The sequence below is a fragment of the Nocardiopsis terrae genome, from assembly GCF_014651695.1.
Taxonomy (GTDB): Bacteria; Actinomycetota; Actinomycetes; order Streptosporangiales; family Streptosporangiaceae; genus Nocardiopsis; species Nocardiopsis terrae.
This window is the reverse complement of record NZ_BMXJ01000003.1, coordinates 299794-311977: the sequence shown is the minus strand read 5'-3', so window position 1 is coordinate 311977 and position 12184 is coordinate 299794. Positions and strand designations below refer to the sequence as shown.

General features: G+C 73.1%; 10 protein-coding genes and 1 CRISPR repeat array. Of the genes, 4 read left to right on the top strand and 6 right to left on the bottom strand.

The genetic code is table 11. The features are described from left to right. Positions 1 to 18 precede the first annotated feature (18 nt). Positions 19 to 718: direct repeats of the CRISPR family, unit length 29 nt; unit sequence CGGTCCATCCCCGCGTGCGCGGGGCTTAC. Positions 719 to 868: 150 nt separating this feature from the next. Next, positions 869 to 2107 (bottom strand): MFS transporter, encoded by a 1239-nt coding sequence (locus IE195_RS09185; protein ID WP_191269616.1) that lies wholly within the window; start codon positions 2105 to 2107, stop codon positions 869 to 871. 69 nt (positions 2108 to 2176) lie between these two features. On the opposite strand from IE195_RS09185, the gene IE195_RS09180 reads away from it, so the two are divergent. After that, positions 2177 to 3109: a LysR family transcriptional regulator gene (locus IE195_RS09180; protein ID WP_191269614.1), complete on the top strand. Its 933-nt coding sequence runs from the start codon at positions 2177 to 2179 to the stop codon at positions 3107 to 3109. Here IE195_RS09180 and IE195_RS09175 read toward each other — a convergent pair. Beyond that, entirely contained in the window at positions 3099 to 4016 is a 918-nt protein-coding gene (locus IE195_RS09175; RefSeq protein ID WP_191269612.1) for a DUF817 domain-containing protein, read from the bottom strand. The genes IE195_RS09180 and IE195_RS09175 overlap by 11 nt on opposite strands. Positions 4017 to 4137: 121 nt before the next feature. Here IE195_RS09175 and IE195_RS09170 point away from each other — a divergent pair, with 121 nt between their 5' ends. Both IE195_RS09170 and IE195_RS09165 read left to right on the top strand, forming a co-directional pair. Further along, complete coding sequence (locus tag IE195_RS09170; protein WP_191269610.1) at positions 4138 to 4938, top strand: SDR family oxidoreductase; 801 nt, start codon at positions 4138 to 4140, stop codon at positions 4936 to 4938. Between the two features lie 250 nt (positions 4939 to 5188). Beyond that, positions 5189 to 5452 carry a hypothetical protein gene (locus tag IE195_RS09165; RefSeq protein ID WP_191269609.1) on the top strand — a complete coding sequence of 88 codons (264 nt, stop codon included), beginning with the start codon at positions 5189 to 5191 and terminating at the stop codon, positions 5450 to 5452. Positions 5453 to 5536: 84 nt separating this feature from the next. Here the strand turns inward: IE195_RS09165 and IE195_RS09160 are convergent, their stop codons facing one another. Further along, positions 5537 to 6997 carry a benzaldehyde dehydrogenase gene (locus IE195_RS09160; protein WP_191269607.1) on the bottom strand — a complete coding sequence of 487 codons (1461 nt, stop codon included), beginning with the start codon at positions 6995 to 6997 and terminating at the stop codon, positions 5537 to 5539. Between the two features lie 436 nt (positions 6998 to 7433). On the opposite strand from IE195_RS09160, the gene IE195_RS09155 reads away from it, so the two are divergent. Then, a complete protein-coding gene (locus IE195_RS09155) occupies positions 7434 to 8381 on the top strand; it encodes a ferredoxin family protein (protein ID WP_191269605.1) in 948 nt (315 codons plus the stop codon). A 42-nt stretch (positions 8382 to 8423) separates the two neighbouring features. Here the strand turns inward: IE195_RS09155 and IE195_RS09150 are convergent, their stop codons facing one another. Genes IE195_RS09150 through IE195_RS09140 form a run of 3 tightly spaced genes read right to left on the bottom strand, consistent with a single transcriptional unit; the run spans position 8424 to position 12183 of the window. Then, positions 8424 to 9287: an ATP-binding cassette domain-containing protein gene (locus IE195_RS09150; protein ID WP_191269603.1), complete on the bottom strand. Its 864-nt coding sequence runs from the start codon at positions 9285 to 9287 to the stop codon at positions 8424 to 8426. Then, the gene (locus IE195_RS09145; RefSeq protein WP_229826142.1) at positions 9284 to 11188 is read right to left on the bottom strand and encodes a dipeptide/oligopeptide/nickel ABC transporter permease/ATP-binding protein; all 1905 of its coding nucleotides are present in this window, start codon (positions 11186 to 11188) and stop codon (positions 9284 to 9286) included. Before IE195_RS09145 ends, IE195_RS09150 begins: the two co-directional genes overlap by 4 nt. Beyond that, positions 11185 to 12183: an ABC transporter permease gene (locus IE195_RS09140; RefSeq protein ID WP_191269601.1), complete on the bottom strand. Its 999-nt coding sequence runs from the start codon at positions 12181 to 12183 to the stop codon at positions 11185 to 11187. The genes IE195_RS09145 and IE195_RS09140 overlap by 4 nt, the downstream gene beginning before the upstream one ends. Position 12184 lies beyond the last annotated feature (1 nt).

Here is a 12184-nt window from a genome sequence, read left to right as displayed (position 1 = left end):
GATTTTCAGGGGGTTGACCGGTCCATCCCCGCGTGCGCGGGGCTTACGGAATCGGCACCGCCCGATGCGACCGCTTCGTCGGTCCATCCCCGCGTGCGCGGGGCTTACGCCTGGTCCTCGCGGGTGATCCTGGCCAGTTCCGGTCCATCCCCGCGTGCGCGGGGCTTACTGACCTGGCCAGGGCCGCCCTGGCCGAATCCCAGGTCCATCCCCGCGTGCGCGGGGCTTACGGAGCCTGCGGTTTCTTCGGGGGGCCGGAAGGCGGTCCATCCCCGCGTGCGCGGGGCTTACGCTCCCCTGGGCGTCATGAAGGACACGATCTACGGTCCATCCCCGCGTGCGCGGGGCTTACGGACGCGACCACAGGCCGTGATGTGGGAGAAGCGGTCCATCCCCGCGTGCGCGGGGCTTACCAGCAGGTCGAGCACGCCACCGACGACGGCGTCGGTCCATCCCCGCGTGCGCGGGGCTTACATCACCGACCTCGAACTCGGGGCGCGCGACACCGGTCCATCCCCGCGTGCGCGGGGCTTACGTTACACCCACCAAATCAAGAGGGAGGAGTGGAGGTCCATCCCCGCGTGCGCGGGGCTTACGCGGTGGTGCGGTCGCCGTCGGAGTCCTCCAGCGGTCCATCCCCGCGTGCGCGGGGCTTACCACAGCGAAGCTGCGGCCGTCATGGCGCTGGTCGGTCCATCCCCGCGTGCGCGGGGCTTACAGTTAATGACCTGCGACGACGCAGAGTGTTATCTTCGCGTGATCTCACTCGGGCAGCCCGTACTCCCAAGCATACGAACATCCGAAGGCCCGGAAGGCTACAACTCCTTCCTCGGTACGAGCCGACCCACCGGGACCTCCCCCGAAGCACTCAGGCACGGTCCGGGGCGGGCAGGCGGCGCAGACGCAGCGCGATGAGTCCGGCCAGGGCGGTCAGCGTCAGAGCCAGGGCCACGGTGCCGTTCCAGCCCACCGCGTCGTAGACCACCCCGCCGAGCCACCCGAACAGGCTGGCACCCAGGTAGTAGGCGAGCGTGTAGAGGGCCGTGGCCTGGGCGCGGCCGGTCACTGCCTGGGAACCCACCCACGCGGAAGCGGTGGCGTGGGCACAGAAGAACGCGAAGGTCAGCACGAGCAGGGTGGCCAGCAGGAAGACCACCGAGGTGGTGAACAGGCCGCCCAGCCCGAGAAACAGCATCAGGGTGGCGGTGGTGAGAACCCCGTACCTTCCCCACCGCAGGGTGGCCGAACCGGCCATGCCCGATCCCAGCATCCCGGCGGTGTAGGACAGGAACAACAGCGAGGCGACCGCCTGGGACAGGCCGAAGGGCGCGTCGGTCAGCCGGAACCCCAGCACGTTGTACACAGCCATGAAGGCACCCATGAGCAGCAGCGCCTGGGCGTAGAGGGCGGGCAGGCCACGGGTGGTGAGCGCGGCGCGCAGACGCTGCCCCATCCCCGGTTCCGCCGGGCCGCCGCTGCTGCGGGCGGGGGAGACCGTTCCGCGTCGGCGGGGCAGTACCAGCACGAACACGGCCAGGCTGACCAGGCCGAGGAGGGTGTTGGCGGCCACCCCCCACTGCCAGCCGCCGAGGTCGGCGGCGAATCCGGCCAGCAGCCGCCCGGCCATGCCGCCCAGGGGGTTTCCGGCGATGTACAGGCCGGTGGCCCTGGGCGCGTCGGCGGGGTGGATCTCCTCGGCCAGGTAGGCCACGGCCGCGGCGGAGACCCCGCCCAGGGACGCGCCCTGCAGGGTGCGGAGCAGCAGCAGGACCCACAGTTCGGTGGCCAGGGGCGCCGCGGCGCCCAGGAGGATGGCCAGGAGCAGGGAGAGCGTGATGACGCGCGCCCTACCGACGCGGTCGGCGATCCCGCTCCAGAGCAGGGTGCACCCGGCCAGGCCGCCGGTGGCCAGCGAGACGGTGAGTGCGGCCTGTCCGGCGGAGGCACCGAACCCCTCGGCGATGGCGGGCAGGATCGGCTGGACCGACCACAGTTGCGCGAAGGTGGCCACGGCGGCGGCCACGAGGGCGGTGACCGTGCGCCGGTAGGCGGCCGTGCCTGCACGGGGGCGCGGGTCACGGCTGGTGGATGTGCTGGTCACGGTCATGCCTCAACGCTAGAAAGCGTCCTTTCATACGTCCAATGCATGATTTCACGTTGTTGCATACTGTTTCGCATGGATGTTTCTGATGTGGACGCGTTGGTCGGGATCCTGGCCCCCCGTTTGCGGATGATCTCCGCGGTCGCCGGGACCGAGCACGTCACCCACGCGGCGGAGTCGCTGGACATGCCCCAACCCACGCTGAGCAGGGCTCTGGCCCGGTTGCAGGAGGAGTTGGGGATGGCGCTGGTGGAGCGCACCGGGCGGGGGATCCGGCTGACCCGGGCCGGTCGTGTGCTGTTGCCGCACGTGGAGCGCGCGCTGGACGACCTGCGCCAGGGGGTGGCCGAACTCACCGGGGCCGAGGAGGGCCGGGTGGCGCTGACGTTCCTGCCCACCCTGGGCGTGGAGGTGGTACCGGTGCTGCTGCGGGGTTTCCGGGCCGAGCACCCGGGGGTGCGGTTCACCCTGACCCAGGAGGCGTGGGCACAGTCCCTCCAGCGCCTGTCCGCGGGCGGCGCGGACCTGGCGCTGACCTCACCGCTGCCCTCGGGGCAGGGATTGGTGTCGGCGGTCCTGCACACCCAGCACCTGCGCCTGGTGGTGCCCGAACACCACCCCCTCGCCGCGCGGGGGCCCGTGTCGCTGGCCTCGGTGCGCGACGAGTTCATCCTGCTCAAGCCGGGGCGCGGGGTGCGTCACCTGACCGACCGGCTCAGCGACCGGGCGGGGTTCACCCCCCGGGTGGCCTTCGAGGCCGACGACATCGCCACGGCGCGCGGCCTGGTGGCGGCGGGGCTGGGGGTGTCGGTGCTGCCCGCCCGCCCCCGGGGGCCGCTGGGCGGGACGGTGGAGCTGCCGGTCCGCGACGGGGACGCGGAGCGGCCGGTGGGGGTGGTCTGGCCCAAGCAGGGGTCGGGCGGCGGCTACGAGCCCCCGGCGGTGGCCCTGTTCCGCGACTACGTGCGCCGGGTGGGACCGAAGGTCATCCCCGACCTCACCGGCTGAGTTCGTGGCCCGGCCCGCGCACCACCTCGGCGGTGTCCGCCAACGGCCGCGGCCGGTACACGAAGGTCACCAGGACCACGGAGATGATCATCAGCAGGAACCAGGAGACGAGCTTGGACAGCGACACGAGTTCCCACCCGTCCGCCTGGTTGGGGTAGATCCAGGCTCCCGCGGCGGTGGCGATGTTCTCCGCGATCCAGATGAAGAAGGCCACCCCGGTGAACGCCGCCAGGATGGGCATCCTCCGCCAGGGCCGGGCCCGGTGGATGCGGAACTGCATGGTGCAGCGGGCGTAGAGCACCACGATCACGGCCAGCAGGACCCAGCGGGCGTCGAAGACGTAGTGGTGGCCGAAGAAGTTGGCGTAGACGGCCGCGCCGAGCAGGGCGGTCGCCCAGCGGGCCGGGTAGCGGTCGAAGTGCAGGTCGAACAGGCGGAAGACCCGGACCATGTAGGAGCCGACCGCGGCGTACATGAACCCGGTGTACAGCGGCACCCCGGCGATCCACAGCAGGCCGTCGCCGCCGTAGTGCCAGGAGCCCACGGAGGTCTTGAAGATCTCCATGACTGTGCCGACCAGGTGGAACAGCACGATCACCCACAGCTCGCGGCCGCTCTCCAGGCGCAGCAGGAGCATGAGCGCCTGGATGGCCACCGCTCCGATCACCAGTGCGTCGCTGCGGGAGAGCGCTGCTGCCTCGGGGTACCACAGGTGGGTGGTGACCAGCAGTACCAGCATCGCGGCGCCGAAGACGCAGGCCCAGGCCTGTTTGACCGTGAACACGGCGAACTCCAGCAGGAACCCGCGCACCCTCCCCTGGCCGTGCAGGGCCTCCAGGCGCCGACGCGCCCAGGAGTCGAGGCGCTGTTCGACGGGGGTGAGGGACCACAGGCGTTCACTTGGCATGCGCCTGATGGTACAAATCCTCCGGCTCCGTTTCGTCCCGGCCCTCGACCCGCGACGTCCCCGGACCCGGGGGTGGAAAACCCTTTGTGGGCGGGCGCCGCCGCGGCCAGGATGAGTGCCCATGAACGCTCACCCGAACCCCGCCGCGGCCCCCGCCCCCGAGGCGTCCGCCCGTCCCGTCGCCCTGGTCACCGGGGTGGGGCGCACCGTCGGCATCGGTGCCGCGATCACACGCCGTCTGGCCGACTCCGGCTGGGACGTGGCCCGCACACAGTGGACGCCCTACGACGAGCGCATGCCCTGGGGCGTGCAGGCCGAGGCCGTCGACACCCTCGGCGCCGACCTGGCCGAACGCGGCGCGGCCACCGTCGCCGTCGAGGCCGACCTGGCCGACCCGGCCTCCCCCGCGCGCGTCTTCGACGAGGTCGAACAGCGGTTGGGTCCGGTGCGCGCCCTGGTGATGTGCCACTGCGAGTCGTTGGACTCAGGACTGCTCGACACCACGGTGGAAAGCTTCGACCGGCACTTCGCCGTCAACGCGCGCGCCCCGTGGCTGCTGGTGCGCGAGTTCGGGCTGCGTTTCACCGGGGAGCACGGCAGCGGCCGGATCATCGCCCTGACCAGCGACCACGTGGTGGACAACCTGCCCTACGGGGCCAGCAAGGGCGCCCTGGACCGGATCGTGCTGGCCGCGGCGCGCGAGCTGGCCCACCTGGGGGTGAGCGCCAACGTGATCAACCCGGGCCCGGTGGACACCGGCTGGATGCCCGACCGGGTGCGCGAGCACTGCACCGAACACACCCCGCTGGGGCGCCTGGGCACCCCGCGCGACACCGCGCACCTGGTCGACTTCCTGTGCTCGCCCCAGGGCGGCTGGATCAACGGGCAGCTGCTCAACAGCGACGGCGGCATCTCCGCCTAGCCCGGCGGGGTGAGAAGGCCGACCAAGATCGGAACAGTGCGGGACGGGGGTCGTGCCGGTGCGACTCGAACGCGGGGCGACCGGGTTCCGGGACCGTGGCGAAGCGGAGCTCCCGCGGACGGACCCGGCCGCCTTCCGCGGCGCGTGCTGGGAGGCCGCTCGCCGGGCAGGCGGAACGGTTGGCGGACCGGGCGGCGCGGGGGCGGCCGGCTTCCTCTCGGCGACGATCAGGTGCGGCGCACGCGAGCACGTGGTTCTGTGCCACCCGCACCTGAGGTTGGTCGCCTTCGCCGACGCACCGGTGGTGCCCGGCGGACCGGTGCCGGTCTTCACCGACCCGCCGGGGTGGTCGGAGGCTTTCGAGGTCCTGGGCTTCGGCTGCCTGACGGCCGACGAGCTGGGCACGCCCGTCTCCGAGGCGGACCTGGGCGCGCTCTCGCGGGCCGAGCACGCACAGATCCGGCACTGGCGTCCGGACACGGTGGGCGAGCTGCTGTTCAACTCGTGGGACTGAGGGGCACGGGGCGTACTGCCGGGCATCTCCCGTGCCCCTCGGTTTCCCGGCCGGTCGTGTTCCCGGCCGGTCGGGTCGGCGGGATCAGAACGGGTAGCGGGCCGGGTCGGCCTGCATGGTGATCCACTGGGTTTCGGTGAAGGCCTCCAGGTTGGCGCGGGTGCCGCCGAATCTCGCCCCGGTACCCGAGAAACCCACCCCGCCGAAGGGGGCCACCGCCTCGTCGTCGACGGTCTGGTCGTTGATGTGCACGATGCCGCTGGGGATACGGTCGGCGATCTCCATGCCGCGCATCGGGTTGGTGGTGACCACGCCCAGGGACAGGCCGTACTCGGTGGAGTTGGCCAGCTCCACCAGTTCGTCCACGGAGGAGAAGCGCACCACCGGGGCGACCGGGCCGAACACCTCCTCGGCGTAGGCGGGGGTGTCCGGGGCCACCCGGTCCAGGACGGTGGGCCGGTAGTACAGGTCCTGGTAGGTGCCGCCCGCGCGCAGCTGCGCTCCGGAGGCGACGCTGCTGGTGACCAGGTGGTGGATCCTGTCGCGCTGGCCGGCGTCGATGATCGGCCCCAGCGCGGCGCCGTCATCCTCGGCGCTGCCCACGGTCAGGGCGTCGGCCTTGGCCGCGAGCCGCTCCACGTAGGCGTCGGCGACCGACTCGTGCACCAGGTGGCGGCCGGCGGTCATGCAGATCTGGCCCTGGTGCAGGAAGGAGCCCCAGGCGCCGATGGAGGCGGCCTGGTCCACGGCGGCGTCGTCCAGGACGACCAGCGGGGAGTTGCCGCCCAGTTCCAGGTGGGCGCGCTTGAGGTGGCGGGCCGCGGCCTCGCCGACCTTGCGTCCGGCCGGGGTGGAGCCGGTGAAGGAGATGACGCGCACGTGCGGGTCGGCGACCAGGGCCTGGCCGGCCTCGGCCCCGCCGGGCAGTACCTGCAGCACCCCCTCGGGGACCCCGGCCTGCCGGAAGACCTCGGCCAGGACGGCACCGCCGCAGATCGCGGTGCGCGGGTCGGGTTTGAGGAGGACGGCGTTGCCCAGGGCCAGGGCCGGGGCGACGGAGCGGATGCCCAGGATGAGGGGGACGTTGAACGGGGCGATGACCCCGACCACGCCCGCCGGGACCTGGCGGGAGAAGCTGAGGCGGGGCTTGGCGGTGCGCAGGATCTCGCCGTGCGGCTGGGAGGCCAGTGCGGCGGCCTCGAAGCACTCCCCCGCGGCCACGTGCACCTGGAAGCCCGCCATCCCGGCGGCTGCCCCGCCCTCGCGGCGCAGCCAGCCGACGACCTCCTCCTGATGGGCCTCCAGCAGGTCCCCGGCACGGCGCATGACGGCTGCGCGCTCCTCGAAGGAGGTGGCGGCCCAGTCGCGCTGGGCCGTGGCGGCGCGCGCGGCGGCCTCGCGCACGTCCTGGGCGTCGGCGATACCGGTGCGGCCCAGGACCGCGCCGGAGGAGGGTGAGACGACCTCGGCGTCACCTCCGCTGGCCGGGGTCCACGCCCCGGTGAAGACGGCGGACGTGTACTCCTCGGCGGCGAACAGGCTCACGGTGCGGCTCCTTGGCGGGTGTGGTGTCGCGGGGCGGGGTGGCTGTGCGGGCGGTTCTCCTGGCGGGGCGCATCGGGGGCGGGGCGAAGACGAACACCCACATGCGTACGCTTTGCGAACACTAGTTCTTATAGTGAACCTAAGTGCTCGCGACCACCGGGTCAAGGACGAGTCGGGGCCGTGCGCCATGTGCAGCGAGGGATCGAACGGCCCGGGCAGGGCCCCTCCGGCAGGGCAGAACCAACAGAGGCCAAGGGGGAGACAGACTTCCGGAACACCGTGAAGACCGACACGAAAACGGGGCCCCGACCACACCGCCGACCCCCAGGGCAGGATAGGGTAGCCTAACCAACCTGCCACGCGGAGGGGATCCCCCGGCGGGGTTCCCGCGTGCGCACAGCACAGCAGTGAGCACCATCCGATTGGACGTGGTCCCGTGCGGCTTCCCACCGCCCCCGACGGTCGCCGGGGTTGTTCCGCCCTGGCGCGCTACACCGACGAACAGATCGCGGGCACTGCGGGGCGCACCGGCGGCTGGCTCCTGGTCGAGCACAACGGCCCCTGGCGCCACCCGGCCTTCACCAGCCCCGGCCTGGACAAGGCCGTGGTCTCCCGGCTGGCCGAGCGCATCACCGGGCACGACGTCAAACCCCAGCTGATCAAACGCCCCGGAGCCAGCGAACGCACCCGCGGCGACGGCCCGCTGCGCGCCTACTTCGTCCACACCAGCCGCACCCGTCCCTGGGCACGGCGGGTGGACTTCCACGACCTGGCCGAACTCCTGGCCTTCGACGTCACCGCCGTCGAACGCCCCGAACCGCCCTCCTTCGGCACCCCGGTGGACCACAACCTCTACCTGGTGTGCACCCACGCCAAGAAGGACCCCTGCTGCGCGATGCTGGGCCGCCCGGTCGCCTCGGCCCTGGGCGCGGCGGGCCGCGCCGAGGTGTGGGAGACCACGCACGTTGGCGGCGACCGCTTCGCCGCCAACCTGGTGGCCCTGCCCCAGGGCGTGTACTTCGGCCGGCTGGAGCCGGAGTCGGCGGCCCGCACCGTGGACGCCTTCGAACGGGGCCTGGTCCTGCCCGAGAACTACCGGGGCCGCTGCACCGACTCCTCCCCCGCCCAGGCCGCCGAGGCCGCGCTCCGCGCCTGGCTCGGCGTCCCGGTGGGCGTCAACGCGCTGACCCACCTGTCCGAGGAGGAGACCGCCGACGGGGTCCGGCTCACCCTGGGGCACGGAGGCGGCCTGTACTCGGTGACCGTGGAGACGGTCGAAGGGCAGGAGTGCCCCACCACCTGTTCGGCCCTGTCCCCCACCCGGCCGGTCCACCACCGGGTGCGGGAGATCAGCCGGGAACTGCCCAGCGGCGCCCGCAGCTGACTCCGGGGCCGACCGGGGCCGTAGGAGAAGACGGGCTCCGCCTCAGCCGCGCGGTACCGCCCGGTGCGGGGTGAGGGGCTCGGCCGCGGCTTCGGAGGGGCGCGGCAGCTCCCGTCCGTCCGGGACGCTGTCCAGGAGCAGCCGGGTGTAGGGGTGGGCTGGGGCTTGGCCCAGGACCTCGTGCACCTCTCCCCGTTCCACCACGCGCCCCAGGTAGAGCACGGCGACGTCGTCACTGACCAGGCGCACCACGCTCAGGTCGTGCGAGATGAACAGCATCGTCAGGTCGAGCTCCGCGCGCAGGTCGGCCAGCACGTTGAGGACCTCGGCCTGGACCGAGCAGTCCAGGGCGGAGGTGATCTCGTCGGCGATCACCACCCGGGGGCGGGCGGCCAGTGCGCGGGCCACGGCGATCCGCTGGCGCTGGCCCCCGGAGAACGCGTGCGGATGGCGGTCCGCCGCGTCGGGGTCCAGCGCCACGAGCCCCAGCCAGCGCTCGACCTCGGACCGGTGCCTGCGCAGCGACGCACGGCGCGGATCAACGGCCTCGGCGATGGCCGCCCCCACGGTCATCCGGGGATTCAGCGAGGCGTAGGGGTCCTGGGGGATGAGCTGGACCGAGCGCCTGAGCGCGGCCACCTCCCCCCTGTCCGCCGAGGCGAGGTCGCGGCCCTCGTGCAGTACCCGTCCGGCAGAGGGCCGCAGCAGGCCCACCAGGGTGCGGGCCAGGGTCGACTTGCCCGACCCCGACTCGCCGACCAGCCCGAGGGTGCGCCCGTGCCGCAGTTCGAGGTCGACCGATCGCAGGACCGGGACCGCCACCGAGCGGGAGCCGTAGCCCACGGTGACGCCCTCGGCTCGGAGCAGGGCGGGGCGGGCGGTCCGATCGGACTCCGTGGCGGTCATCGCGCATCCTCCGGGGCGTTGTCGTGCGGGGCGGTGACCGGTGCGAAGCACGCGGCCGTACCCGTCCCGGTCCCGACCGGTGCGGGCACCGAGTCGTGGCACAGGTCCAGGGCGTGTGAGCACCGGGGCGCGAACGCGCACCCCGCCGGCCGCAGCCCGGGGCGGGGAGGGCGTCCCGGGATGGTGGCCAGGCGGTCGGGCGGTGCCCCGCCGCCGGTCGGGGCCAGGGCCAGGGCGGCGGCGGGGGTCGCGCTGAGCAGGGCACGGGTGTAGGGGTGAGCCGCCTCCCCTCCGCGCAGCGCGGACGTGTCGAGGGACTCCACCACGCGGCCCGAGTACATCACCAGGGCCCGGTCGCACACCGAGGAGACGACCGCGATGTCGTGCGAAATCAGCAGGACGGCCGTCTCCCCGCCGCGGCCGGCCTCCCGCAGCAGGCGCAGGACGTCGGCCTGGACCGTCATGTCCAGTGCCGTGGTGGGCTCGTCGGCGATGATCAGCTTCGGTGCGGCGGCCAGCGCCGCGGCGATCATGGCGCGCTGGCGCATCCCGCCGGACAGCTGGTGGGGATAGCTCCGCATGAGCTCGTCGGGGTCGGCGACGCGCATACGGACCAGACTGCGCCGCACCCGCTCGTGCGCCTCCTGCGGTGTCGCACGCGCATGGGTGCGCAGGACCTCGGTGAGCTGGGTGCCCATCCGCAGCGCGGGGTTGAGCGAGGACAGGGGGTCCTGGAAGACCACGCCCAGGTCCAGGGCCAGTCGTCGCGCCTCGGGGCGTCCGTGCAGGTCGAGGTCGCCCAGGCGCATCACCTCGGCGCTGGTGCGCAGCCCGGTCGGGAGCAGCCGCGCCACCGCCATCGCGGTGAGCGTCTTGCCGGATCCGGACTCCCCGACCACCCCGACGATCTCCCCGGGGCCCACGTCGAAGGAGACACCGTCGACGAGCCGGGTCCCGAAGGCGTCGGACACCGTCAGCGAACGCACGCCGAGCACCCCCGCTCCGCTGTCCGCCCCGGTGCCGGCGGCCGGAGCGGAGGTCTCGTCCGTGGAGCGTGCGAGGACGCGGACGCCGGACGAGCGCGCGTCGGCGCCGGCCGCCACGGCGTCGCCCACCAGCCCGGCGCAGGTCCCGGTGAGGACGATGGCCAGAGCCGGTCCCAGGGCCTGGCTGGGGTTGGTGTGCAGTTCCCGGAGCCCCTCGGAGAGCAGCGACCCCCAGTCGAAGTGCGGCGGCTGAGCGCCCAGGCCGAGGAAGGACAGGCCGGACAGGGTCACGAGGATGGTGCCGAAGGCCACCGAGACCAGGACCAGCAGCGGTTCGGCCATGTTGGGCAGCATGTGCCTCAGGAACAGGCGGTGCTTGGGGACGCCGAGCATGCGGGCGCTGGTGACGTAGTCCCGCGCGGCGACCGAACCGGCGAGGTTGGCGGTGAGCCGGGCGAAGGCCGGACTGCCCGCCACGCCGACCGCGAGGACCGACGCCGTGGGACCGGGGCCGACCACCGCGGCCACCAGGAGCGAGAGGATCAGGGCGGGGTAGGCGACCAGGACGTCGATGATCCTCAGCCCGGCAGTCCGCACGCGCGGTCCGCTCAGCCAGATCGTCCCGCCCAGCAGCAGGCCGACGCTCGCGGCCAGGGCGGTGGCCAGGGCGGTCGTCTGCAGGGTGAGCCGGGTGGCGGTGAGCGTGCGGGCCAGCACGTCGCGTCCCAGCGCGTCGGTGCCCAGCCAGTGGTCGGCCCCGGGCGCGGCCCGGGTGCTGTCGCTGAGCTGCGCGGCCTGGTCGCCCCAGACCCAGGGCCCCAGGACGGCCAGGACCAGGACGGCCAGCAGGCCCGCCGTTCCGACGACGAGGCCGGGCCTTCGGAGAAGGGTGGGGTTGCGCGGGGGAGAGGTCACGACGAACTCGCCTCCTCGGTCTTTCCGGTGAGTGTGCGGGGGTCGAGTACGCCGAGGCAGACGTCGACCAGGAGGTTGATGACGGCGGCCATGAGTCCGATCACCAGGACGATGCCCTGGATGACGGGGAAGTCGCGGACGAGGATCGCCTGCACCACCCGGCTCCCGAGCCCGGGCCAGGCGAAGACCGACTCCACGATCACGGTGCCGCCCATCAGCCCGGCCAGGAGCAGCCCTCCCATGGTCAGGGTCGAGGTCAGCAGGTTCGGCAGCGTGTGCCGCGCGTACAGCGCCCAGCCGCCCAGGCGCTTGGCACGGGCCGTGCGCAGGTAGTCCTCCTCCAGCACGACGGCGGTCTCCCGCCGCACGATGCGGGCCAGCGCCGCCGCGGGCGAGAGCGCGATCGCCGCCACGGGCAGCAGGAGCGAGGCCGGGGTGGCGGCGCCCGCCGCCGGCAGCCAGCCCAGGGTGACGGCGAACAGCAGGACCAGGAGCGTGCCCGCGATGTACTCGGGTGTGCAGCCGACGACGGAGGCCGTGGTGGTGAAGGCCGTGTCGAGGGGACGGCGGCGCCCGCCACGGCACGCCACGGCGACCACGACACCCGCCGGGACCGCGATCAGGAGTGCGACCAGCACCGAGAACACGGCCAGTTGCGCGGTGAAGGGCAGGCGCGTGGCGATGATCCGCGAGACCGCCTCACCGGTCTGGAAGGAGGTGCCGAGGTCACCGGTGAGCAGGCCGCCGACGTAGGAGGCGAACTGCTCGGCCAGGGGCCGGTCCAGCCCCAGGGAGTGGCGCATCGCCGCGACCTCCTCGGGGGAGGCGTCGACGCTGATCGCCGCGCGGGCGGGGTCCCCGGGCACCAGTTGCAGGATCAGGAAGGTGGCGGTGACCAGGACGACGAGGACGGCGCCCAGGCCGAGAAGGCGGCGCAGGAGGAAGCGGGCCCAGATCCGGCCGGGCCTGGCGCGTGCGGTGGACAGGGGGGACATC

Excerpts from the sequence above, each read along its gene's own strand:
- IE195_RS09140 (WP_191269601.1), bottom strand. The coding sequence starts at position 12,183 with ATGTCCCCCCTGTCCACCGCACGCGCCAGGCCCGGCCGGATCTGGGCC.
- IE195_RS09150 (WP_191269603.1), bottom strand. The coding sequence starts at position 9,287 with ATGACCGCCACGGAGTCCGATCGGACCGCCCGCCCCGCCCTGCTCCGA.
- IE195_RS09185 (WP_191269616.1), bottom strand. The coding sequence starts at position 2,107 with ATGACCGTGACCAGCACATCCACCAGCCGTGACCCGCGCCCCCGTGCA.
- IE195_RS09180 (WP_191269614.1), top strand. The coding sequence starts at position 2,177 with ATGGATGTTTCTGATGTGGACGCGTTGGTCGGGATCCTGGCCCCCCGT.
- IE195_RS09175 (WP_191269612.1), bottom strand. The coding sequence starts at position 4,016 with ATGCCAAGTGAACGCCTGTGGTCCCTCACCCCCGTCGAACAGCGCCTC.
- IE195_RS09170 (WP_191269610.1), top strand. The coding sequence starts at position 4,138 with ATGAACGCTCACCCGAACCCCGCCGCGGCCCCCGCCCCCGAGGCGTCC.